Raw genomic sequence first — 23,946 nt, 5'->3', positions numbered from 1 at the left:
GCTAAGAAATGGCAATTTTTATCATAGATTCATACAAGCGCTTCCAACCTCTCCAACGCAAATGATTGCTTAAACTTTCATTATGAAACAACGTAATAAAGGTTCCGTTTACTGCTTTCACTTCGTTTCTTAAATCTCTAATTTTCCCTAAAGATTGTTTTGGTGTAATTTTTAAATAATCGTTTAATGTAGTATCCATCAAAGCAAAAGGAAACACTTTTAATGGTGTTTGAATTTCAAAATCTAAATCATAAAAATAAAAAGGTGTACATGTACTTGCTCTAAAACCAACTTTACTTGCATATCCCATAGAATGATCTTCTTCGATCTCTAAATCTATTAATTGCTGATAGGTTTCTGGCAAGTTAAAACGTAAATAGTGCTGTCTAGACCTAATAATTGGCGTGTTTGTAATACTTTCTAATCGTTCTTTTTCTTTCTTTAAAAGGGCTGCATTTTGCATGGTAAAGTAAGATGGATGTAAACCAACACTAGCATAATCTACCAACTCTTTTATAAGCAATCTATATTTATTTTTGGCTGCAGAAACATTGGTGTCAAAAGTGGTGTAATCTCCAATAGAACAGAAAAAAATAGTTTTAATATCTTTTGTATTTTTAATATTCAATATTTTCTGAAAATTATCGAAAGGATCTCTTTTTATATTTAAAATTACTGTGAGTCTATACCAGATATTTAGTAGTCTAAATTTAAATAAATCCGTTATAAAACCACCAACTGTTCTAATAAAATTTTTATATTTATATGCAAAAGCATTGTCTATGTCTACGGTAGAGATATAATTATAAGTTCTATTTTTATATTCATAGTCTGGAAATTTTTCTTTTAATTTTGCTAATAATTTGTAAGCCCAAATATCTACAACTGGTTTTTCTAGAAAGTCGTTTTTATAAGCCAAACTTTCCGACGCTGTATAACGCCCATGAATATCTTTTACGTGTGGCAAATACTCTTCATAACGAGAAATTAAATAGAAACTTGCTGCAAAAATATCATAAGGAATTTCAGATTTACTTCCCGCTCTAAAAAAACAAGAAACTTCTTCCCATTTCTGCATGTTTATCTCTAAATCGTTTACACCTTGTTCAAATAATAAATCGTTACTTTTTATAAAAAACTCATTTCCTAATGGTGATTTCGTGTACGTTAATTTCGGACCATTGTGTGCAACAAACTCTTCTACTTTAGTAGTAAAAGTAACAGGAATTAAAAGGGTTCTTGTTAAAATATGCTTAAAGATATAACGAACTCTTGGTGTAATTTTATGTGTATAAACTAATATCATTTTTTCATTTAGTTGGCAGTCTTCAGTTAGTCATTTCTAGTCGGCTTTTTCTAAAAAACTAAAATACAATCTTTCATTATAAAATGCCTTCATCTGCAAAGCTAAAATACGCTTTTTCGGTAACTATTAAATGATCCAATAGTTTAATATCTAAAGTAGTTCCAGCTTCTTTAACTTTCTGCGTTAACTGCCTGTCTGCATTACTGGGCGCTAATTTTCCTGAAGGATGGTTGTGACAAACAATAATTGCAACTGAGGCCAGCTCTAAAGCTCTTTTAAACACCAATCTTACATCTACTACGGTTGCAGTTAAACCTCCTTTACTAATTTGAGATTTTGCCATTACTTTATTAGAGTTGTTTAGAAACAACACCCAAAATTCTTCATGCTCTAAATCTCCAATAATAGATTGCATTACATTTGCAACATCTTTACTACTTGTAATTTTTGGTTTCTCTAAAGCAACCTCTAATTGTCTTCTTTTACCCAATTCTAACGCAGTAATAATACTTATCGCTTTTGCCTCTCCAATCCCCTTAAATTCTATCAGTTTTTCTACAGATAGTTTTGCTAGCTCATTAATGTTTCCGTTTACAGATTGTAAAATTCGTTTAGACAAAGCCACTGCACTTTCTTCTCTGTTACCAGAACCTATTAAAATCGCAATTAACTCAGCATCAGATAAAACAGATTTACCTTTAGCTAATAATTTTTCTCTTGGTCTATCATCTAAAGCCCAAGATTTAATCGTTAATTTTTCCATACATCTTTTTTTTTATAAATGTACAAAATAGGAATTAAGCGTTTGTTGCTTACTTACTTCACAAAATCTAGTTTAAAAAGAAAAATCAATTTATAAAAATCAGTTTCAAGACTTTCGTACCTTTGCTTCTTATATTCTATCTATTTTTACACATGAAGATTATTATAGCAGGAGCTGGAGATGTTGGCTTTCATTTAGCAAAATTACTTTCTTACGAGTCTCAAGACACCTACATTATCGATTTTGATGGTGAAAAGTTAGATTACATAAACAATCATTTAGATGTAATTACCAAAAAAGGAGATGCCACCTCAATAAAACTTTTAAAAGAGATTGGTATTGGTTCTGCAGATTTGTTAATTGCCGTTACAGAAAGTCAGAATACAAATTTTACAATTTCTGTAATTGGTAAATCTTTAGGTGCTAAAAAAACGATTGCTAGAATAGACAACCCAGAGTTTTTAAATGAGTGCGAAGTAGATTTTAAACAATTTGGTTTAGATTTTATGATATCGCCTCAAGAGTTAGCCGCAAATGAAATAAAAATGCTGTTAAATCAGTCTTCTTTTAATGATACTGTAGAGTTCGAAAGCGGACTCTTTAATGTAATGGGAACTTCTTTAAGTTATAAGTCTCCATTAGTAAACTTAACGGTAAAAGAGGCAAAACAGAAGTTTTCAAATGTAGATTTTATTACAATTGCTATAAAAAGAGCCAATGTTTCCCAAACTATTATTCCTAGAGGAGACACTACTTATCAATTAAACGATCAAGTATATTTTTCTGTACCAAGTTACAATATGAAAGACTTGTACCCAATAATTGGGAAGACAAAATTCGATATAAAAAATGTAATTATTCTTGGTGGAAGTAGTATTGGAGAAAAAACGGCAAGAAATTTATGTCAAGAAGGCTTCAATATTAAATTAATAGAAAAAAATAGAGATAAAGCAGAAAGTCTTGCTGAAGCATTAGAAAATGTTTTAATAATTCATGGTGATGGCACCGATTTAGAATTATTAGAACAAGAAAATATTAGAGAAACAGATGCATTTATTGCTGTTACAGGTAATTCTGAAACCAATATAATGTCTTGCTTGGTTGCAAAATCTAAAGGGGTTAAAAAAACAATCGCTTTAGTTGAAAATATGGATTATATTGAGATTTCTCAAACAATTGGTATTGAGTCTTTAATTAATAAAAAACTAATTGCTGCAAGTAATATTTTAAGGCATATTAGAAAAGGTGAAATTTTAGCCTTGGCAAACTTACATAATATAGATGCTGAAGTTTTTGAATTTGAAGTACAGCCAAATGCAAAAGTTACAGAAAAACCTATTAAAGATTTAAACTTTCCTAGAGAAGCCGTTTTTGGAGGCGTTATTAGAAACGGAAAACCATATATGTCTTTTGGTGAAATGCAAATACAAAGCGGAGATAAAGTAATTGTATTTTGCTTGCCAGAAGCTGTAAGTACTGTAGAAAGTTTATTTAGATAAATGGGAGCTTTAAACACAAAAATAATTTATCGTTTTTTAGGAATTACAGCCATGTTAAATGGGTTGTTTATGTTTTTAACAGTTCCTTTTAGTATGTATTATGATGAACCTGAAAAATGGGGAATTCTAAATGCAGGAATCATTACTACTTTTATAGGTATTCTATTCTATTTTCTAAACAATCCAACAAATACAAATATCCAAAAAAAAGAAGGATACTTAATTGTAACTTTAGGTTGGTTAACACTATCTTTTACAGGAATGTTACCTTATTTACTTTCAGGCGCAATTCCTGGTATTTCAGATGCTTTTTTTGAAACTATTTCTGGCTACTCTACTACAGGTTCATCTATTTTAACAGATATTGATAACATGCCAAAAGGGATTCTTTTTTGGCGAAGTGCAACACATTGGATTGGCGGAATGGGAATTATCGTACTAACCATTGCTATTTTACCGCTTTTAGGAATTGGAGGAATGCAATTGTTTATGGCAGAAGCCCCTGGACCTTCTGCAGACAAATTACATCCTAGAATTACCGATACTGCAAAAAGATTGTATTTAATATATGTAATTTTAACTTTAGTTGAATTTTTCTTATTGAAATTTGCTGGTATGACATGGTTTGACGCCATAAACCATGCAATGGCAACAATGAGTACAGGTGGTTTTTCTACAAAATCGGATAGTATTGCTTTTTACAATGGCAAACCTTTAATACAATACATTATTATCTTTTTTATGTTTGTGGCAGGTACAAACTTTGTTTTAACCTATTTTGCATTAAAAGGAAAAGTTCAGAAAGTTTTTCAAAGTGAAGAGTTCAAATATTATTTATTCGGAACTTTAGGTGTTTCTGCTGTTATAGCTATTGTTATTATCTTTTTTCAAGATCCTAATTTAGAAAGTGTCTTAGCGCATCCAAAAGTATTTGGGGAAACGGAAAGTGCTATTAGACACGCACTTTTTATGGTTGTTTCTGTTGTAACCACAACTGGTTTTGTTTCTGCAGATTTTACAATGTGGAACTTCTTTGCAACCGGTATCTTCTTTGCCCTGTTTTTTACAGGAGGTTCTGCTGGTTCTACAAGTGGTGGCGTAAAAGTAGTAAGACACATTATCATGTTAAAAAACAGTTTTTTAGAATTTAAAAAAGCATTGCACCCAAATGCTATTATTCCTGTTAGGTATGACGGAAAAACAGTAAATAAAACTATTGTTTTTAACATCTTATCTTTCTTTATTATTTACATGTTAATTTTTATTATTTCTTCTGTAATCTTAACACTATTTGGTTTAGACTTTATGTCTGCAATAGGTGCTGCAGCATCTTCTTTAGGTAACATAGGACCCGCTATTGGTTCTGTAAGTCCTGTAGATAATTTTGCACATTTATCAAACGCTGCGAAATGGTTTTGTTCTTTCTTAATGCTAATTGGTCGATTAGAATTATTTACTGTTTTAATTCTTTTCACCCCATTCTTTTGGCGTAAAAATTAACGATAATCTTACTTTACAAATATTTAAAAAACTATTTAATTAAAACTAACAATGATTTTACATAGAAAAATCAAATATTAATTCTAGTATTTTAACTTATTGTTACCAAACCATTAAAGAAACGTTTAATCGTTTTTTAAGCTAATTTTTTTAATAATTTAGCCTAAAAACCATTAAACATGAAACAAAAAAACTTTTTTAAAATTGCAATGCTATTTGTATTTGCAATAATTACAACTAATATCTTTGGACAAACAACTGTTAGTTATAATTTTTCAGATGGAGGAGCCGTAACTGGACTAAATGAAGCTTCACCAGGTATTACGTTAGACACAAATATTGGGTTTGGCTCATTTAAAAATACTGGTACATCAAATCCTGCATTAAATACGGGGCAATTGAGATTATATCAAAATGCAACTAAAGGTGGCTCAATTATAATTTATGCTAGTAATGGCGTAACTATTACAGATGTTGTTATAAATGCATCTAGCAAAACGGGGCCTGCAGGTTATACTGTAGATGGAGGTGCACAAACGAACCTATCAGCAGGTAGCACATATACAATAAGTGGTATAAACTCGACATCAAAAGTTGAATTCTTTCAAAAAGATTCAAGTTCTGGTAATAGAATTTATGTAGACAGCTTTTCAGTTACTTATACATCTGCTACTATAGCACCAACCATTGGTTTTGATACAGCAACTAGCTCTGAAACAGAAACTAATGTAACTTTTACAAGTTCAAATATCCCTATAACTGTTAGTAATTATTCTGGAACTCAAATTGATATAAATGTTAATGTTACTGGAGGAACAGCAGCAGCAGCAGATTTTATTTTCACATCACCAACAGCACTATCTTTTACTGCTGATGGTTCTCAAAATATAACTTTCGACATTAAAGATGATGCTGATACTGATACTGAAACAGTAATTTTTACAATAACAGAATCAAGTAGTGTTACTGGTTTAGTTATTTCTCAAAGTACACATACAGTTACAATTACAGATGATGAAGCTCCCGTTTTTATGGTTGAAGATTTCACGAACTCTGCTGCTACAGCTTCTTATGCAGATGGTAGTTTTTTAGGTAATAATGCTATTACTTGGTCTTATATACAATCTAGAAATGAAGATAGTGATGCTAACAGTGCAGGAATTATAGGAAAAGCACTAATGCTTAGAGATGCAAGTAATAGTAGTAAAGTTACTTCAAGCATTATTTCTGGTGGTATTGGTGATTTTTCCGTAAAATTATATAAAGGATTTACTGGAAGCGGTAACAGGCAAGTAGAATTATTTATTAATAATATTTCTAAAGGAACTTCTGTTATTTTTGATGATGCTGATGATAAAGATGCATATACATTTACAGTTGATAATATTAATATTACTGGAGACATAATTATTGAAATTAGAAACATTTTAACTAAACAAGTAATTGTTGATGATATTTCATGGACAGCTTTTTCATCTACTGTAACTTGGAATGGAAATGATAGTTCAGATTGGAATACAGCAGCCAATTGGGATACAAATACAATACCAACTGCTACAGATAATGTAGTTATTCCTGATGTAGCTACAGCTCCAATTATTGGAGCAACAACAGGTGCAGTAACCAACAACTTAACAATTACAGAAACGGATGGTTTAACAATAAACTCTGGTGGTTCATTAAAAGTTTCTGGTGCTTCTACTGGAAATGTAACTTATCAAGTATTAGCAAATGACACAAATTGGCATTTATTATCTAGTCCTGTTATTGGGGCAACTTATGATGGAACGTGGATTAGTAATAATGAGATTGATGTAACAAATGGAACAGGTACAAATATTGCTATCGGTACTTATACAAACACTATAGATATAGATGGTGATTGGGTATACGCAACAGATGCTGCGAACTCTGGGGCATTTACAGCTGGAAAAGGTTATTCTTTTAAAAGAGAAGGAACGACTAACGGTTATATTAGTTTTACAGGTACTGTTAAAACAGATAATTTAACAAGCTCTATAACTCAGGATTCTAATAATTGGAATTTAGTAGGAAACCCTTATTCTTCATATATTCTTGTTAGTGATTTAATTTCGGATAATGCAGCAAACTTAACTGATACACATGAAATGGTTTATATATGGAATGGAACAGCCTATACAGCTTTAACTGGAACTGACTATATTCACCCTGGGCAAGGTTTCTTTGTAAACGCAGCCAATTCAACTGCAGATAATTTTACAATTGATGCCTCTAAACTAAGTAATCAAACAGGTGTAACATTATACAAAGGTTCTTCAACAGCAACCATTACATTATCAATGAATGATGGTACTAGTATAAAAACAACAAAAGTTAATTATTCAGATAATAAAACAACAGGGTTAGATCCTCGTTTTGATGTAGGTACATTTACAGGTGAAGATACTGCTTTTAGTGTTTACACTCAATTAGTGTCTAATAATGAAGGGGTAGATTTTATGCGTCAATCTTTACCAAATTCAAATTTAGAATCAATGATAGTTCCTATTGGAGTAAATGCAACAATTGGAAAAGAAATTACTTTTTCTGCTGAAGCTTTAAACTTACCAACAGAATTAAAAGTATTTTTAGAAGATAGATTAACAAATACTTTTACACGTTTAGACGAAACGAATAGTAAATACAAAACAACACTAACAGAAGCTTTAAATGGTGTTGGCCGTTTTTATCTACACACAGCTCAAAAAACATTATCTACAGAAGATGTGATTTTGAATAGTGTAAGTATTTATAAAACGAATGCTTCTACTTTAAAAATAGCAGGATTACCACAAGGTAAAACTTCGATCTCTTTATTTAATATTCTAGGAAAAGAAATGATGAGTACTTCGTTTACATCTAATGGAAATAAAGAAATTTCGCTTTCTAAATTATCTTCTGGAATTTATTTAGCAAAAGTGAAAACAGAAAAAGGTGTAATTAGTAAAAAAATCATTTTAGAATAATACTAGATTTTAAAAAACAAGATATTATGAAAAAACAAATAAAGGAAAACCAAGAGATTACTCGTAAAGAAGCAATTAAAAAAATAGGAAACTATGGTAAATATGCAGCTTTAACAGCCCTTGGTACTTACCTAATATTAAGTCCGCAAAAAGCACAAGCTTCTTCACCAGAAGCTCCTGGAACTGGATTCTAATAAATCTTTTAATATTGTATATAAACGCCTCAATTTTGAGGCGTTTTTTATTTTATATAATTAATAAAACAACTACTTTTATTCTTTATGAAAAAACAAACAAATTTCTTATATAAAACAGCAGAAGACAAAACTATTGTTTGGTTTAAAAACAGCAATGAATATCTAATTTTAGAGAATACAACAGCAGCTATCTTAAAAAAAATAAGTAAAGGTATTTCGGCAGAAGAAATAGCTTCAGATTTGGCAAAAAAACTGTTAATTCCATTAGACAAAACAGTAGATTTTGTACTAGACCTAGAAAAAAAATTCTATCCTCCTAAATTAATAAACAACCACGAAATTATTAATGATTATAGGGATGTTAAAAAACCTAAAAAGTTTGAGTTTACAAAATATTATAAAGTAAATAATTTTATCTTTAAATTTGAATTCTCTTCAGAATATGAGTTGTATCTGGTACATCCTAAATTTGCTCATTTAGAAGTTGAAAATAAAAGCAAAAACTCCTTTACCTTCTCCGTTTTCTTAAAGAATAATTTTGTTTTTTTTTATGTTGATAAGAACTTTATTGGTGCTTGGGATAAAAAAGAAATCCATTTTTTTCAAGGAAAATTTTCTATGGAATTGATTCAGAAAATTCATCAAAAAGAAGAAAAAGAATGGATGGGTGTTTTTCATGCATCTGCAGTCTCAAATGGTAAAAAATCAATCTTATTTCTAGGAGATTCTGGTAATGGGAAAAGCACTTCTTTAGCGTTGTTACAAGGAAATGGTTTTACTTGCTTAGCAGATGATTTTGTACCCATAGATGCTACTAAAAAAGAAGTCTATAGTTTTCCAGCAGCTATTTCTATTAAAAAAAACAGTTTAGAAACCTTACTTCCACTTTACCCTGAACTAGAAAGCTCTGCAGAGTATCATTTTAAAAGGTTACATAAGATTGTAAGATATTTAAAACCTAATAATAAAGATTTCTTATCTCATTTACCTTGCAATGATTTGGTATTTATTAAATATGAAAAAGATGCTGATTTAAAATTCGATAAAATATCTAAAATTGATGCTTTTCAACAATTAGTACCAGATTCTTGGTTATCTCCTATAAAAGAAAATGCTCAAATATTCTTAGATTGGTTTCATTCTTTAAATTGTTACCAAATAACGTATTCAGAAAATAAAAAAATGATTGCAGCTGTCTCTAAAATATTTAATAATGACATATAAAGAAACCTTATTTTTTGTTGCCAAATGTTTAACTATTTCTCTAGAAGAAGAAAACAAAAGTGAAATTGAAAACCAATTAAAAACTACAGAAATAGATTGGGATGCTGTTGTAAAGTTAAGTACAGAACATTATGTTTTCCCTGCTTTATATTGCAATCTAAAAAGAGCCGACTTCCTTCATTTTTTACCGGAAGAATTGGTGAATTATATGGTTCATATTACAGGTCTAAATCGTGAAAGAAATGAACAAATTATTGCACAAGCCAAAGAAGTTAATCAACTTTTAGTTGACAATAACATTACCCCAATTTTCTTAAAAGGAACAGGTAATTTATTAGAAGGTTTGTATGACGATGTTGCAGAGAGAATGGTTGGTGATATCGATTTTATTGTTGCTATGAAAGACTATGAAAAATCGTTCCAATTGCTTCAAAATAACAATTATAACAAAGTAACAGAAGAAGGTTATAGTTTTCCTCAATTTAAACATCAACCAAGGTTAGTTCATAAAGAAAAAATTGCTGCTGTTGAAGTGCATAAAGAACTTCTATTAGAAAAATATGCTTTGGAATTCAACTATAATCTCATTAAAAATGACGCCCAAATAGTAAACGGAATGAAAGTGATGAGTTTTAGAAATCAACTATCGCTATCTATCATCGCGAAACAAATAAATGATGCCGGAATTCACTACAAAAATATAGCTTTAAGAAATGCCTATGATGTTTTTTTACTTTCTAAAAAAACACCTGCCATCAATGCTTTTGATCACTTTGAAACTTTAAAAGATCCTTTAAATTGTTTTGCCGCTTCATGTCACGTTGTTTTTGGAAACATTCAATCTTTAGAATACAAGAAAACTGAAAATACGGAAGCATATCTCTCTAAATTTTTAAATGACATAGAGCATCAAGAAAAAGCGAAGAGAGCATACTTAAAAATAAGCAGAAAACTATTTTTAAAAACCAGACTGAATATTATTAAGAAATCGCTTTTTAATAAAGAGTACAGACAATGGTTAATCAATCGAACTACAGACAAGAATTGGCAAAGAGAAAAATTAATTCAATTAGGAATTAAAAAAACTAAATCATAGTTTTCAATTCCTCAAAATCCAATCCGCCGTAATTACCAGAACTCATTAATAAAAGCGCTGTGTTTTCTAAATTCTGACAGTATAAAAAATCTTTAAACTCCTTTGGATTGGTATAAATAATCAAATCATCTCTTTCAAATGCTGCTGCAATTTGGTCTGCAGACACCGCATCTAATTGTTTAATTTTTACAGCATCAGGAGAATAAAACACCACAGCCTTATCTGCCGGATCTAAAGCACCTTTATATTCTGCTAAAAATTCAGCATTTAAGCTGGAATACGTATGCAGTTCTAAACACGCTAAAACAGTTCTATTAGTATACTGATTCTTAACTGCTCTTGTAGTTGCCGCAACTTTACTTGGGCTGTGTGCAAAGTCTTTAAAGATTACAGTAGAATTGTTTTCTGCAATCTTCTCTAAACGTTTGCTTGCGCCGCTAAAGCTTGCAATTGCTTCGTAAAAATCATCTTCATCAATTCCCATATGTTGACAAATCCATTTTGCACCTGCTAAGTTTTGAAGGTTATGGTTTCCAAAAACCTCTAAAGGTAAGTTTCCTTCAGCTGTTTCTAAATAGGTAATTCCGTTTTCTATAAAATGTTTCGGAGTTTGATAAGTATATTTCTTAATATGATTTTCAGAAGATTCTACAACGTCTTTAACAACTACATCTTCTTCGTTGTAAATCATACTACCACCATGTACCATAGAATTTGTAAAAATTCTAAATTGATCTGTGTAGTTTTCAAATGTTGGAAAAACATTGATATGATCCCAAGCAATACCACTTAACAATGCGATATTAGGTTTGTATAAATGAAATTTGGGACGCATATCTATTGGCGAACTCAAATATTCATCTCCTTCTAAAACAATAAAATCGTTTTCTTCTGTTAAATGAACCATAGTTTCAAAACCTTCTAATTGTGCGCCAACCATGTAATCTACTTCTTTCTCATGGTAATTTAACACATGTAAAATCATAGAAGTAATCGTTGTTTTCCCGTGAGAACCACCAATAACAACCCGTGTTTTATTTTTAGATTGCTCATATAAAAACTCTGGATAAGAATAAATTTTCAATCCTAATGCTTGTGCTTTCAGCAATTCTGGATTGTCTTTTTTGGCATGCATTCCTAAAATAATAGCATCTAAATCTGATACTATTTTTTCTGGAAACCATCCAAATTCTTTTGGTAATAATCCGTATTTTTCTAAACGAAATTTAGACGGATTGTGAATTGTGTCATCACTTCCAGAAACTTGGTATCCTTTTTGGTATAAAGCTATTGCAAGATTGTGCATTGCGCTTCCGCCAATGGCAATAAAATGAATGTTCATTTGAAAAATTTTAAAAAAGTAAAAATACAAAAGCTCTTTACAATATTGATTATATTTAGAACCAAACTCAATTAAATGTTGGTTTTACATCTAAAATCTATTTGTTTACTAATTTAAAGTTGATTTACAACTTTATTTTTACGTGCTTTGAAAACATTAAATCTATTGATTATGAAAAAGACAACAGTAACTATTTTAACAATGATCTTATTTTCTTTAACCATGAGTTCACAAAATAACTTTGATAAACTTTGGACAGAAGTAGAAAAGTTAGAGGTAGATAATTTACCAAAATCTGCTTTAGCATTTGTAGAAAAAATTTATGTGAAAGCTAATAAAGAAGAAAACGCTCCTCAAATTATTAAATCGCTTTTTTTTAAAAGTAAATTTTCTTTAATTTTGGAAGAAGACGCGCAGTTAAAAGTAATTCATCAATTTAAACACCATATTTCTAAAAGTGAATTTCCTACAAAAAATGTATTAGAGAATGTATTGGCAAATTTGTATTGGCAATATTTTACTCAGAACAGGTACAAGTTCTACAATAGAATATCGACAGAAAACAAAGTTGGCGCTAGTGATTTTAGAACTTGGGATTTGAACACGCTTTTTAAAGAAATTCATTATTATTTTAATGCCTCTTTAGCTAATGAAACAAAACTTCAAAAAATAAATATTGGTAATTTTGAAGAGATTCTTCAACTAGAAAAAGACAATAAAACTTACAGCCCAACTTTATATGATTTTTTAGCAAACAATGCTTTAGAATTCTACAAAACTTCAGAAAATGCTATTACAAGACCTTCTTATAAGTTTACAATAGACAATGTAGATTTTATAAATAATGCTGATCATTTTTCAACATTAAAAATCATTTCAAAAGACAGTATTTCTTTACAATTGAATGCTTTAAGAACATATCAAAAATTAATCGCTTTTCATATAAAGGAAGATAATAAAAATGCATTAGCAGCAATAGATATCGAAAGATTACATTTTGTAAAGAACAATGCAACCTTTAAGAATAAAGAAGATTTACTTCTAAAAACGTTAGAAAACGCTAGAAAGAAGAATATAAATCATGAATCTGGTGGTTTGTACACTTTTGAAATTGCTAAAATAGCACATCAAAAAGCAACTGAAACTCAAAATTCAAAAGAAAGTAAAGACCGTTTCAAAAATAAAGAAGCACTTGCACTTTCTAATGAAATTATTAAAAAATTCCCAGAGAGTTTCGCTGCAAAAAAATGCGCTATTTTAAAAGCTCAAATTTTAGATACTTCGCTCTCTATAAGAGCAGAAGAATTTATTCCTATCAATACAAATTCTAGAGTATTGGTTTCTTATAAAAACATAGATAACCTTTATTTTACTGCTTATAAGATATCAGAAATACAACAAGAAAAATTCAATAAAATATATAAAAGTGAAGAAAAAATTTCATTCTTAAAAAATCTCGAAAAAACTAAAAATTGGAATGCTACTTTAAGAAATGAGAACGATTATTTAAATCATACTACTGAAGTAATTGTTCCAAAACTAGAAGGCGGAATGTATTTAATTCTAGCTTCAGAAAAGAAGGAAATTACAGAAGATTCAATTTACGGAACTACAATAGTTCAAACGACTAATTTAACCTTGGTTGCAAATACTTTTGATGATAGTTATAATTATCAGATTGTTGATAGAAATAATGGAAAGCCAATTAAAAATGCAGAAATCCATATTAAAAACCATAATACAAATCATAGATATAGCGCTCCGATAGATAAAACCCTAAAAACAGACAAAAATGGTTTTGCCTCTTTTAAAAGTACAAATCGGTATTCTAATGTAAAAATTACAGTAACAACGAAGAATGATAAAGCTAGTTTCGGGAGTTCTTATATGTACAATCAGACCTCAAACAATAACAATAATATTGATAAAAAAACCACTATAAAACCTTTTATTTTTACGGATAGAAGCATTTATAGACCAGGACAAATTGTCTATTTTAAAGCGATTTTATTAAAAAAGGAAGGAGAAAAATCTGAAATATTCGCGAACGAATTTGTAAAAATCACTTTAAGAGATGTTAATAATCAGGAGGTGAAAACGCTTGATTTAAAACTGAATGAATTTGGTACTATTGCGGGAGAATTTATACTTCCAAATAACGGACTAACAGGAGAATATTCTATAAATATAGATGAAAGTTTAGAGGAAGATAGTCGTAATTATTTTGAGTTTAGCTATAATAATGCTACAATCTCTGTAGAGGAATACAAAAGACCCAAATTTAAAACTGAATTTAAACCAATTACAGAAAGTATAAAGGTAAATGATGCTGTTACTATACATGGTTTTGCTAAAGCTTTTTCTGGTGCGAATATTACAGACGCAACAGTGGTTTACAGAGTGTATAGAAAAGTGCAATACCCTAGTTGGTATTATTGGAGAAGACCCAATTTTAATTCTGAAGCGCAAGAAATAACAAGCGGAGAAACAGTATCTAACAGTGATGGTGCTTTTTCTATAAAATTTAAAGCAATTCCAGATGCTAGTGTTTCCAAAGAAAACAACCCTATTTTTTCTTATGAAATAACTGCAGATGTTACCGATGTTAATGGAGAAACAAGAAGTGCTACAACTATTGTAAGAGTTGGGTATCATTCTTTGTTGGCAACTATTTATATGAATGCAAACATCGATAAAAACCAGCAAGAATCAACTCTAAATATTGATACTAAAAACTTAAATGGTGAGTTTGTTGCAGCAAAAGGAACTGTAAAAATTTACAAATTACAAGCACCTAAACATCCTTTAAGAGATAGACCTTGGTCTGCACCCGATTATCAAGATATCTCTAAAAATGAATTCAGAAAATTATTTCCTAATGATCCGTATTCAGAAGAGGAAGAAAATGGAGGAAACTGGAAAAAAGGAGCGTTGGTCTTTTCAAAAGATTTTAATACAGAAGATGCTAAGGAGATTCAATTAGAAAATATGAAAAATTGGCTTTCTGGTAAATACATTGCTGTTTTAGAAAGTGAAGACACATTCGGACAAGCAGTTAGGGGTGAGCATAAATTTAGTCTTTTTTCAACCAAAGAAAAACAAGTTGCAGACAATAAGTTGTTTGTTATTCATACTAATAAAAATAAATATAAGGTTGATGATGTTGTAGAAATACAAATTGGTTCTGCTTCAAAAGACATTACGGTTATTGTTCAAATTGAAAAGAACCATAAAATTATTGAAACTTCTTTTATAAAATTAAACAACAAGACTAAAACGATTAAAATACCTGTAAATAAAGACGACATTGGTGGTTTTGCTGTAAAATATCACTTTGTAAATTACAACTATTTTAAAAGCGGAAGTTTACTAATTAATGTTTCTGAAGAACCAAAAAGTAGCATAATAATTGAAACGAATATTTTTAGGGACAAACTACAACCTGGTGCAGAAGAAACTTGGAGTTTTACCATTAAAGATGATAAAAATGACAAAGTTGCCGCAGAAATGTTAGCTTCTATGTACGATGCTTCTTTAGATGAGTTCAGGTCACATAATTGGGAATTTAATTCTATTTCAGAAAAAAGAAGCTATTACTCTTATGAAACGAGCAACGCGAACCAAAGTTTTGGAATTAATAATTTTCAAATAAAAAATGCTAATAGAAATTACACAAATTACCCATCTATAAACAATGCTACTTATAATTGGTTTGGTTTTAGGTTTGGGGTAAATAAGTCTTATCTGTTAAGAGGGCATCCAGGTCTTTCTAAAAAAGCATCAGGAATTCAAATAGTTGAAAATGCAATGGAGGTTGAAGAAACGCTTATGGAATCTGTAGAAAGTAATTTAGATGAAATTGTAACTGTTACTGAAGTATCAGAAGAAAATAAAGAAATTTCTTTTGATGGAATTCAAGTACGTAAAAACTTTAATGAGACGGCCTTCTTTTTTCCACAATTAAGAACAGATAAAAACGGTAAAGTAAGTTTTTCTTTTACAATGCCAGAAGCACTTACCAAATGGAAATTACAATTATTAGCTCACACCAAAGACTTAAAGTCGTCTATTAAAACATTGCAAACCGTTACTCAGAAAGAATTAATGGTGGTGCCAAACGCACCACGTTTTTTACGAGAAGGTGATAAAATTACATTGAGTGCAAAAATCACAAATTTAACGAGCAATCAATTATCTGGTGTTGCAAAATTAATTTTGACAGATGCAATTACAGGAAAAGAGATTAATGCTGATTTAGAAAACTTAAATTCAACCAAAAACTTCACTGTTGATTCAGATGGAAACACAAATGTTTCTTGGTATTTATCGATACCACAAACAGTGCAAGCAGTTCAGTACAAAATAGTTGCAAAAGCTGGTGATTTTTCTGACGGAGAACAAAACGTTTTACCTGTTTTATCTAACAGAATGTTGGTTACAGAAACCTTACCAATGTGGCTTCGTTCTAACCAAACCAAAACCTTTACCTTAGATAAATTAAAAAACAATACTTCTTCAACTTTAAAAAACCACAAATTAACGTTAGAGATGACCTCGAACCCTGTTTGGTACGCAATTCAGTCGTTGCCGTATTTAATGGAATATCCTTATGAATGTGCAGAACAAACCTTCTCTAAATACTATGCAAATACCTTGGCAAGTTTTGTGGCGAATTCAAATCCTAGAATTCAGGAAGTTTTTAATGCGTGGAAATCTTCAGATGCTTTATTGAGTAATTTAGAGAAAAATGAAGAATTAAAATCGTTGATTATTCAGGAGACTCCTTGGTTAAGAGATGCGCAATCTGAAACAGCACAAAAGAAAAGAATTGCGTTATTATTCAATTTGAATAAAATGAAGAATGAGCAAGAAAAAGCGTTGCACAAGTTACAAGATGTTCAGATGAGTTCTGGCGGGTTTCCTTGGTTTAAAGGCAGTCGCTACGAAAACACTTTTATTACACAACACATTGCTACTGGCTTCGGACATTTACAAAAATTAGGAGTTTCAACCTTTAATTCATCAACAACAGTAATGATTGAAAAGGCTGTAAAATATCTCGATGATGAAATCTTAGAACATTATGAAAAACTTCTAGACAGTGCTGCAAGAATCAAAAATGAAAAAGGAAATAAGAAATATGAAGAATTTTTAGCACAAAATCATTTGAGTTATTTTGCTATTCAGTATTTATACATGCGAAGTTTTTATAATGATATCTCTATGAATGAAAAAACTAAAAAAGCTGTTTCATACTATGGCAATCAATCAGAAAAATATTGGAATGATTATAATTTATACGCAAAAGGACAAATTGCTTTATCGCTTTTTAGAAATGATAAAAAAACGATAGCAAACAAGATTCTAAAATCATTAAAAGAGAATTCTATAACCTCAGATGAATTAGGAATGTATTGGAAAACGAATACAGTTGGGTTTAAATACTATCAAGCTCCTGTGGAAACTCAAGCTTTATTAATTGAAGTTTTCTCTGAGATAGAAAATGATACAAAAACAATTGATAATCTTAAAATTTGGTTGTTAAAAAATAAACAAACCAACAGCTGGAAAACTACAAAAGCAACTACAGAAGCAGTGTATGCTTTGTTACTAAATGGAAGTGATTGGGTTTCTATCACAGAAATGGTAGACATTAAAATTGGTAATGAGAAAATTGAGCCTGCAAAATTAGAAAACGTAAAGGTGGAAGCTGGAACTGGTTATTTTAAAACTTCTTGGAATGGTAGTGATATTAAAAAAGAAATGGCAACTGTTACTATTTCTAAAAAAGGAAACGGAATTGCTTGGGGAAGTTTGTATTGGCAATATTTTGAAGATTTAGATAAAATTACTTCTGCAGAAACACCTTTAAAATTGAATAAAAAGCTATTCTTAAAAGTAAATTCAGATACAGGAAAAGAACTGCGAGGAATTACTAATGAAACGGAACTAAAAGTAGGTGATTTGATTACAGTAAGGATAGAATTACGAAGTGACAGAGACATGGAGTTTATTCACATGAAAGACATGAGAGCTTCTGGTGTAGAACCAATTAATGTACTTTCTAAATACAAATGGCAAGACAATTTAGGCTATTATCAAAGCACAAGAGATGCTGCAACAAATTTCTTTTTTGATCATTTACCTAAAGGAGTTTATGTTTTCGAATATGACGTTAGAGTAAATAATGCTGGTGACTTTAGTAACGGAATTACTACAATACAGAGCATGTACGCTCCAGAATTTAGCAGTCACTCTAAAGGCATTCGTTTAAAAATAAGAAACTAAAATTTTAACAAATAAATATTTCATTTGAATCAACTTTTAACTTATTTGAGGTCATTTATATCGAAGATTAAGTCTAATTTTGCTCTTTAAACAAATTAATATAAATTATGAAAAAAACACTTTTAATTATTGGACTTATAGTAGCTGGTGCGTTTTCTGCAAATGCTCAGAGTATATCTGAAAATGCTATCGGATTGCGTTTGGGAGATAATGATGGTTTCGGTGCAGAGATTTCGTACCAAAGAGCATTAAGCAATAATAACAGGTTAGAAATTGATTTAGGCTTAAGAGATAACAAAAACTATGACGGTTTTAAAGCTACGGGTATTTACCAATGGGTTTGGAATATTGAAGAAGGCTTCAATTGGTATGCTGGTGTTGGTGGTGGTTTAGGAAACTACAGTGGTAAAGACAATAATGATTCTGAAACATTTGTATTTGCAGCTGGTGATATTGGAATTGAGTACAATTTTTCTGAAGCACCAATTTTACTTTCTTTAGATTTAAGACCAGAAATTGGTTTTGGTGACACTTATTATAATAAATATGGTAGCGATATCGCATTTAGTGTTAGATACCAATTCTAAATAGAATATTTTACAATAAAAAAAATCCTCTAAATTAATTTTTAGAGGATTTTTTATTATTTTTATTTTTTTGGCGGAAATTCTACTAAAATTTGCTGTACTACTTTTTCTAAATGTAATTTCCTTTTTTCTGGTATTCTATTTTCTTTAACAGCTGTATTTAAAGAACCTTCCCAAAACAACTCATTAGTTTTTGCTTCAATAAACTTAATAATCAATTTTTCATTGATTTTTTTACTGCCGATTGGTATCCCTCCAGAAACTCCAATACCACCGTTTCCAACACCAATACCAATAGTGTTCCTATTTAAATTTTCAACAGTTTTCGTATCAAAATAAATAAAAAAATCTGGTGTTACATGTTGTTCAAATCCAGTATTTTTAAGGTTTTGCAGAATACTATTGGTAATTCTCTTTACATCAAATTCATTTAAGTTCTCGCCATTATCCTCATAGAATTCAAAGGTTTTAAACTTAGAAAAATCTTCTTTTATATCATAGTCTGTAACAACTTTAGAAGATGAACATCCAATTAAAATGAATACGAAAAGAAATTTAATGTTTTTCATAAGACCTATTTCTTCTCTTTAATTACAACTCTTGTAGGCGTATCTTTTCCGTTAATAATACTTTCCGTCCCTTTTGCTACTGCTTGTATTGTTTGTGTAATTACAGTCATATTTAAGGTTTCTACTTCATCTGAAACTTGATGATAATCTTTATCAACATCTATTGGCGTAGTAGAAAACGTATGAGAAGGCACGCCTAATCTAGCTAAAGATGCATTGTCTGATCTAAAAAACAAATTGAATTTCTTATACGGATCTGGAAATAATTGATATCCTGTTCCTTCTAAATTCTTCTGAATAATGGTTCCAAAGTCTGAACGTTCAAAACCTGTTAACCAAGCCGTATTAGGTCCAAAACTTGGCGTTTTACCAATCATTTCTAAATTAATTCCCGCAACAAATTTGCTAGCATCAATTCCTTTACCGAAGTGAGTAGACCCAATTAACCCCATTTCTTCTGCAGTAAAAGCTGCAAATACAATGGTTCTTTCATGACCAACTTTCTTAAAATATGCCGCCAATGCTAAAACACCAGCTACACCAGAAGCATCGTCATTTGCACCATTGTAAATTAAATCTCCTTCCCCACTCTTTTTTATTCCTAAATGATCATAATGTGCAGAAATAATTACATATTCGTCTTTTTTACTTTTCCCTTCTAAAACACCCAAAATATTACTAGAAGTAATGTCTTCTTTGGTTCTTCCATTCTTAAAAGTGAATGTTTGTCTGTAATCTGTTAAATCTCCAAACGTAGATAATCCAATTTTTTTATATTCATTTTCTATGTAGGCTGCTGCTTTTTCAATTCCTGCAGTTCCAGATTTTCGTCCTTCCATATCATCATCCGCTAATGTGTATAAATGTTTTCTAACTGTGTTAGAATCTATTAGCATTGTGTTTTCTGAAGAAGTTGTTTCAGAAGAAACTCTTTTTGATGTTGTTGTTTTTTTAGCACTATCACAAGAAATGATACTTATTGACGCTAAAATTGCTACTACTATTTTTTTCATTCTATTTGAGTTTTAAAAGTATAAATATAGCTAATTTAATTTCGTATTTTTGTTGAAAATTTTAACAAATGATTTTATCTGAAATTCCGAATATAAAACACTTAGACGCGAACAACTTTTTTTTACTAGCAGGACCTTGTGCTATAGAAAGTGAAGAAATGGCACTTAGAATTGCTGAAAAAGTAATTTCTATAACAGACAAATTAGCCATTCCTTATATTTTTAAAGGAAGTTTTAAAAAAGCAAACAGAAGTAGAATTGATAGTTTTACAGGAATTGGAGATGAAAAAGCATTAAAAATTTTACGCAAAGTTTCTGAAACTTTTAATGTACCAACAGTTACAGATATTCATGAAGTTTCTGATGCTGCAAAGGCTGCAGAATATGTAGATGTTTTACAAATACCTGCGTTTTTAGTACGCCAGACAGATTTAGTAGTGGCTGCTGCAAGAACAGGAAAGGTTGTAAACTTAAAAAAAGGACAATTTATGAGTCCGTCTGCAATGAAACACGCAGTACAAAAAGTAAAAGATGCTGGCTCTAATAAAGCGTGGATTACAGATAGAGGAACCATGTTTGGCTACCAAGATATGATTGTAGATTTTAGAGGAATTCCTGAAATGCGCGAATTTGCACCTACAATTTTAGATGTTACACATTCTTTACAACAACCAAATCAAACTGCAGGAGTTACTGGTGGTAGACCAGAAATGATTGAAACAATTGCAAGAGCAGGAATTGTAAATAATGTAGATGGGTTGTTTATTGAAACACATTTTGATCCTGCAAACGCAAAATCTGATGGTGCTAATATGTTACATTTAGACAATCTAGAAGCGCTTTTAACAAATTTAGTTGCCATTAGAAAAACGATTAATAATTTATAAAATTATATTTCACATCTATTTAAACCATTCAGATTTAAAAGTTTGAATGGTTTTTTAATGTCAAAAAAAAATAGAGGCACAATAATTGTCTAATTACCGTTGTTTACCTTTTTAATATGATACAAAACCTATTATAAAAACTATAGGAAAAAGTACAATTATAACCATCTTTAATGCAAAAAAAATCTGAATTGTATGTTTATTTAATAGAAAAACCGCATTAGAGTTTAAAATAAAGTAGTTATTTCCTTTTATAAAAACCTTTATCTTTTAGCTGATGTGCTTCCTCTAAAACAGATAATAATATTTCTTCACTAATATCGTCAATATTAAAATAGCGTAACGATTTTACTACTTTTCTGTTTTCTGAAATTAAAAATTCATTGTATTTTGTTAGATGTGCAGAAACCCAGAAAACAACATCTACATATCCTTTATTTTTAGACGGATTTAAATAACAAAATGGCTTTTCATCTAAATAATAAAAAGGTATTTTCCACTTAAACTGCAAATCTACTTCAGGAAAAGTTGTCTCAATTAAGATTTGTAAATGCATTAAAATAGATTTAAATGGTTCTGGTTGATTTAAGATATATTCTTCTGCTGGCTTCATAATTTTGAATAACGCTACTTTTCATTTTTGTATCTTTACGAAAGTTAAAAAAACTTATGGTTAAAAACACACATTTGCACGATAATTTTGAAGTCAATTTTACTTTAAAAGGTTTTACAAGTATACTTATTGGAGTCTATTTTTTTCTTTTAGCCTATGCTTATAAATATATATTAGATAGTTTCTTAATTGAAGACCATGCCTTGGGTTTATTATCAGCACAAATAATTGAAATCATCTTTATTTCGCTTGCTGCTATTTTTGTTTTATTTTCTTCGTTCTCTTTATTTTTTAGCGGAAGAAGAAATGTAAAAAGATTTCAACAACAATTATGGAATGGTAAAACTAAAGCTGCTTTTCGAAAATACTTAATAGGAATACTTATTGTTTTTTCTGTTTTAATTTTCTTGATGAATAAAGGTTTAATTGATTTGATTACTCCTGTTTTTTTAATTCAATATTCAATATTTCTTTTTATTTTTAAAAATAAAACACGTAAAAACCTTCTTTTTTTAAGCGGTATCTCTTTACTTTTAGGCATTTACTGTCTTGTAATTCCTGGTTATTGGTACTCTTCTCTCACTATTCTAGGAATTGCTCACGCTACTTATGGTATTGTAGAAAGATAATTTTTATCAGTAAAAACTTTATGAGAGTTTCAATTATTTATTAAAAACACTCTTAAAACACTCTTAACATATCTTTTATGCACATTTTTCTGGAGGAACTTTTAAAACGTTATCATCTCTAAAGACGTTATAGTGTGAAGATAGTATTTCGATAACAGCATTGTGCAATTCGTTTTTAATACCTTCATGTAATAACGAGTAAATTACCGCACCTTTTTCTAGATTCTTAGTATGACAGTTAATTTCGTAATTAATATAAAAATTATCTAATATTTTAAGCAAGACAAAAGGTTCTAATATTTATAAAACCATATCCATATTTCTTGCTCCTTTAAATAAAGTTTGTAACACTTCTCTAATAGTTACATCATAAACAATTATTCCATAAATATGTAAAACTATAGGAATATCTTCGGTTGTTTTTTTCTGAAATTGCTAATCTAAAATATACGTACTACAAAATCATGACATCAATTAGTTAATTAATTGTTTATAATAAAAATTATTTTTTAGGAAAAGTAGTAATTTCAAAAGCAGCAGAACCTACTTCTATTTTTCCGTTAGATGCTTTTATTGCCGATAAAACCTTATCAAATAAAATAGCTTTTGTGCCTCTTCTAGATTTATAATCTACAACATATCTTAAGGTAAAAGTCATCCAATTTTCATCAAAAACCATAGAAACCATTGGTTTTACTCGTGCATTTTCAATGCTATACGTTCCTATCATCTTGTTCCAAGCAACTTGAGATGTTTCTGCAAAAGCACCAACTTCATCTTCTAATATTTTTTCAAAAGTTTCTTTTGCATATGTATAATCTCCTGCTGTTTTTATGGGTATCGTTATTTCATCCCAAAGGAAAGGGAAGTCTCCCGAATAATTATAAACGGGTTCTTTAAAAACAAAACTGTTCGCCACTCTAACCATTTTTCCGTTATACAAATCTCCATCTACCCAATCGCCAATTTCCATTAAAGTAGTTCTTAACAAACCAATATCTATAATATCTCCTTTAATGCCTCCTAACTTTACGCGATCGCCAACTTTATAAAAGTTACTTGTAAAAACGGTAATGTAACCAGCAACACTAACAATTACTTCTTGTAAAGCAAATGCAATACCTGCACCAGCAACACCTAAAGCAGTGCCTAAACCAGACAATTTAGTGTTAAAAAGGTATAAAATTCCTATAATAAATAGAACATAGCCTAAAAAATTAATCATTTTTTTAAACTTGTATTTAGAACTATTGTCTTTTGCTATTCTAAAAGTTGCTTTTTGTAAAACTTTTACAATTACATAGACAATTAAAAAAAGGAAAAATATAGATGCCGATTTAGTGAAAATCGGATTGTTTATTAGATCGTTAATGTTCATTATTTATTAAAAAAAACTATAGAAGTTAGATAGTATTTTCAGAACAAATATATTCTATTTTTAAGTTG

Annotated in this window: 18 protein-coding genes; 10 read left to right on the top strand and 8 right to left on the bottom strand. The window is 29.9% G+C overall.

Annotation, left to right across the window (positions count from 1 at the left end; all coding sequences use genetic code 11):
• Position 1 precedes the first annotated feature (1 nt).
• Together CW731_RS14655 and radC are read right to left on the bottom strand one after the other, a co-directional pair.
• Positions 2-1,306, bottom strand: a complete 1,305-nt coding sequence (locus CW731_RS14655; RefSeq protein ID WP_100947429.1) for a polysaccharide deacetylase family protein — start codon at positions 1,304-1,306, stop codon at positions 2-4.
• A gap of 76 nt (positions 1,307-1,382) precedes the next feature.
• Positions 1,383-2,069, bottom strand: a complete 687-nt coding sequence (gene radC / locus CW731_RS14650) for a DNA repair protein RadC (RefSeq protein ID WP_100947428.1) — start codon at positions 2,067-2,069, stop codon at positions 1,383-1,385.
• Between the two features lie 152 nt (positions 2,070-2,221).
• Between radC and trkA the strand changes: the two genes are divergently transcribed.
• From trkA to CW731_RS14625, 6 genes are all read left to right on the top strand, one after another.
• Positions 2,222-3,568, top strand: coding sequence for a Trk system potassium transporter TrkA (trkA, locus tag CW731_RS14645; protein ID WP_100947427.1), 1,347 nt, complete (start codon positions 2,222-2,224; stop codon positions 3,566-3,568).
• Positions 3,569-5,068, top strand: coding sequence for a TrkH family potassium uptake protein (locus tag CW731_RS14640; RefSeq protein WP_100947426.1), 1,500 nt, complete (start codon positions 3,569-3,571; stop codon positions 5,066-5,068).
• 179 nt (positions 5,069-5,247) lie between these two features.
• Positions 5,248-8,055, top strand: coding sequence for a T9SS type A sorting domain-containing protein (locus CW731_RS14635; RefSeq protein ID WP_100947425.1), 2,808 nt, complete (start codon positions 5,248-5,250; stop codon positions 8,053-8,055).
• Between the two features lie 26 nt (positions 8,056-8,081).
• Complete coding sequence (locus CW731_RS15705) at positions 8,082-8,249, top strand: hypothetical protein (protein ID WP_198519830.1); 168 nt, start codon at positions 8,082-8,084, stop codon at positions 8,247-8,249.
• 87 nt (positions 8,250-8,336) lie between these two features.
• A complete protein-coding gene (locus tag CW731_RS14630; protein ID WP_100947424.1) occupies positions 8,337-9,476 on the top strand; it encodes a hypothetical protein in 1,140 nt (379 codons plus the stop codon).
• A complete protein-coding gene (locus CW731_RS14625; protein WP_100947423.1) occupies positions 9,466-10,572 on the top strand; it encodes a nucleotidyltransferase family protein in 1,107 nt (368 codons plus the stop codon). The genes CW731_RS14630 and CW731_RS14625 overlap by 11 nt, the downstream gene beginning before the upstream one ends.
• Here CW731_RS14625 and CW731_RS14620 read toward each other — a convergent pair.
• Positions 10,562-11,914, bottom strand: coding sequence for a UDP-N-acetylmuramate--L-alanine ligase (locus CW731_RS14620; RefSeq protein ID WP_100947422.1), 1,353 nt, complete (start codon positions 11,912-11,914; stop codon positions 10,562-10,564). The two genes, CW731_RS14625 and CW731_RS14620, sit on opposite strands and share 11 nt — an antisense overlap.
• Before the next feature lie 171 nt (positions 11,915-12,085).
• Here CW731_RS14620 and CW731_RS14615 point away from each other — a divergent pair, with 171 nt between their 5' ends.
• Together CW731_RS14615 and CW731_RS14610 are read left to right on the top strand one after the other, a co-directional pair.
• Positions 12,086-18,202 carry an alpha-2-macroglobulin gene (locus CW731_RS14615; protein WP_100947421.1) on the top strand — a complete coding sequence of 2,039 codons (6,117 nt, stop codon included), beginning with the start codon at positions 12,086-12,088 and terminating at the stop codon, positions 18,200-18,202.
• Between the two features lie 107 nt (positions 18,203-18,309).
• Positions 18,310-18,789, top strand: coding sequence for a hypothetical protein (locus tag CW731_RS14610; RefSeq protein ID WP_100947420.1), 480 nt, complete (start codon positions 18,310-18,312; stop codon positions 18,787-18,789).
• A 62-nt stretch (positions 18,790-18,851) separates the two neighbouring features.
• On the opposite strand, the gene CW731_RS14605 is transcribed toward CW731_RS14610, so the two are convergent.
• Both CW731_RS14605 and CW731_RS14600 read right to left on the bottom strand, forming a co-directional pair.
• The gene (locus tag CW731_RS14605) at positions 18,852-19,358 is read right to left on the bottom strand and encodes a DUF4136 domain-containing protein (RefSeq protein ID WP_100947419.1); all 507 of its coding nucleotides are present in this window, start codon (positions 19,356-19,358) and stop codon (positions 18,852-18,854) included.
• A gap of 5 nt (positions 19,359-19,363) precedes the next feature.
• A complete protein-coding gene (locus tag CW731_RS14600; protein ID WP_100947418.1) occupies positions 19,364-20,371 on the bottom strand; it encodes a M20/M25/M40 family metallo-hydrolase in 1,008 nt (335 codons plus the stop codon).
• Positions 20,372-20,439: 68 nt separating this feature from the next.
• Here CW731_RS14600 and kdsA point away from each other — a divergent pair, with 68 nt between their 5' ends.
• The gene (kdsA, locus tag CW731_RS14595; RefSeq protein ID WP_100947417.1) at positions 20,440-21,258 is read left to right on the top strand and encodes a 3-deoxy-8-phosphooctulonate synthase; all 819 of its coding nucleotides are present in this window, start codon (positions 20,440-20,442) and stop codon (positions 21,256-21,258) included.
• Between the two features lie 241 nt (positions 21,259-21,499).
• On the opposite strand, the gene CW731_RS14590 is transcribed toward kdsA, so the two are convergent.
• Positions 21,500-21,871 (bottom strand): DUF1801 domain-containing protein, encoded by a 372-nt coding sequence (locus CW731_RS14590; protein ID WP_100947416.1) that lies wholly within the window; start codon positions 21,869-21,871, stop codon positions 21,500-21,502.
• 56 nt (positions 21,872-21,927) lie between these two features.
• On the opposite strand from CW731_RS14590, the gene CW731_RS14585 reads away from it, so the two are divergent.
• Entirely contained in the window at positions 21,928-22,500 is a 573-nt protein-coding gene (locus CW731_RS14585) for a hypothetical protein (RefSeq protein ID WP_100947415.1), read from the top strand.
• A gap of 75 nt (positions 22,501-22,575) precedes the next feature.
• Here the strand turns inward: CW731_RS14585 and CW731_RS15625 are convergent, their stop codons facing one another.
• Together CW731_RS15625 and CW731_RS14580 are read right to left on the bottom strand one after the other, a co-directional pair.
• A complete protein-coding gene (locus CW731_RS15625) occupies positions 22,576-22,782 on the bottom strand; it encodes a hypothetical protein (RefSeq protein WP_157812238.1) in 207 nt (68 codons plus the stop codon).
• A gap of 220 nt (positions 22,783-23,002) precedes the next feature.
• Positions 23,003-23,878, bottom strand: a complete 876-nt coding sequence (locus tag CW731_RS14580) for a mechanosensitive ion channel family protein (RefSeq protein ID WP_100947414.1) — start codon at positions 23,876-23,878, stop codon at positions 23,003-23,005.
• Between the last annotated feature and the right edge of the window lie 68 nt (positions 23,879-23,946).

This window comes from Polaribacter sp. ALD11, assembly GCF_002831685.1.
In the GTDB taxonomy this organism is placed as follows: Bacteria; Bacteroidota; Bacteroidia; order Flavobacteriales; family Flavobacteriaceae; genus Polaribacter.
This window is presented reverse-complemented; position numbering and strand designations above follow the sequence as displayed.

Excerpts from the sequence above, each read along its gene's own strand:
- radC (WP_100947428.1), bottom strand. The coding sequence starts at position 2,069 with ATGGAAAAATTAACGATTAAATCTTGGGCTTTAGATGATAGACCAAGA.
- CW731_RS14590 (WP_100947416.1), bottom strand. The coding sequence starts at position 21,871 with ATGAAGCCAGCAGAAGAATATATCTTAAATCAACCAGAACCATTTAAA.
- kdsA (WP_100947417.1), top strand. The coding sequence starts at position 20,440 with ATGATTTTATCTGAAATTCCGAATATAAAACACTTAGACGCGAACAAC.
- CW731_RS14610 (WP_100947420.1), top strand. The coding sequence starts at position 18,310 with ATGAAAAAAACACTTTTAATTATTGGACTTATAGTAGCTGGTGCGTTT.
- CW731_RS14600 (WP_100947418.1), bottom strand. The coding sequence starts at position 20,371 with ATGAAAAAAATAGTAGTAGCAATTTTAGCGTCAATAAGTATCATTTCT.
- CW731_RS14585 (WP_100947415.1), top strand. The coding sequence starts at position 21,928 with ATGGTTAAAAACACACATTTGCACGATAATTTTGAAGTCAATTTTACT.
- CW731_RS14625 (WP_100947423.1), top strand. The coding sequence starts at position 9,466 with ATGACATATAAAGAAACCTTATTTTTTGTTGCCAAATGTTTAACTATT.
- CW731_RS15705 (WP_198519830.1), top strand. The coding sequence starts at position 8,082 with ATGAAAAAACAAATAAAGGAAAACCAAGAGATTACTCGTAAAGAAGCA.
- trkA (WP_100947427.1), top strand. The coding sequence starts at position 2,222 with ATGAAGATTATTATAGCAGGAGCTGGAGATGTTGGCTTTCATTTAGCA.
- CW731_RS14605 (WP_100947419.1), bottom strand. The coding sequence starts at position 19,358 with ATGAAAAACATTAAATTTCTTTTCGTATTCATTTTAATTGGATGTTCA.
- CW731_RS14640 (WP_100947426.1), top strand. The coding sequence starts at position 3,569 with ATGGGAGCTTTAAACACAAAAATAATTTATCGTTTTTTAGGAATTACA.
- CW731_RS14655 (WP_100947429.1), bottom strand. The coding sequence starts at position 1,306 with ATGATATTAGTTTATACACATAAAATTACACCAAGAGTTCGTTATATC.
- CW731_RS14630 (WP_100947424.1), top strand. The coding sequence starts at position 8,337 with ATGAAAAAACAAACAAATTTCTTATATAAAACAGCAGAAGACAAAACT.
- CW731_RS14635 (WP_100947425.1), top strand. The coding sequence starts at position 5,248 with ATGAAACAAAAAAACTTTTTTAAAATTGCAATGCTATTTGTATTTGCA.
- CW731_RS14620 (WP_100947422.1), bottom strand. The coding sequence starts at position 11,914 with ATGAACATTCATTTTATTGCCATTGGCGGAAGCGCAATGCACAATCTT.
- CW731_RS14615 (WP_100947421.1), top strand. The coding sequence starts at position 12,086 with ATGAAAAAGACAACAGTAACTATTTTAACAATGATCTTATTTTCTTTA.
- CW731_RS14580 (WP_100947414.1), bottom strand. The coding sequence starts at position 23,878 with ATGAACATTAACGATCTAATAAACAATCCGATTTTCACTAAATCGGCA.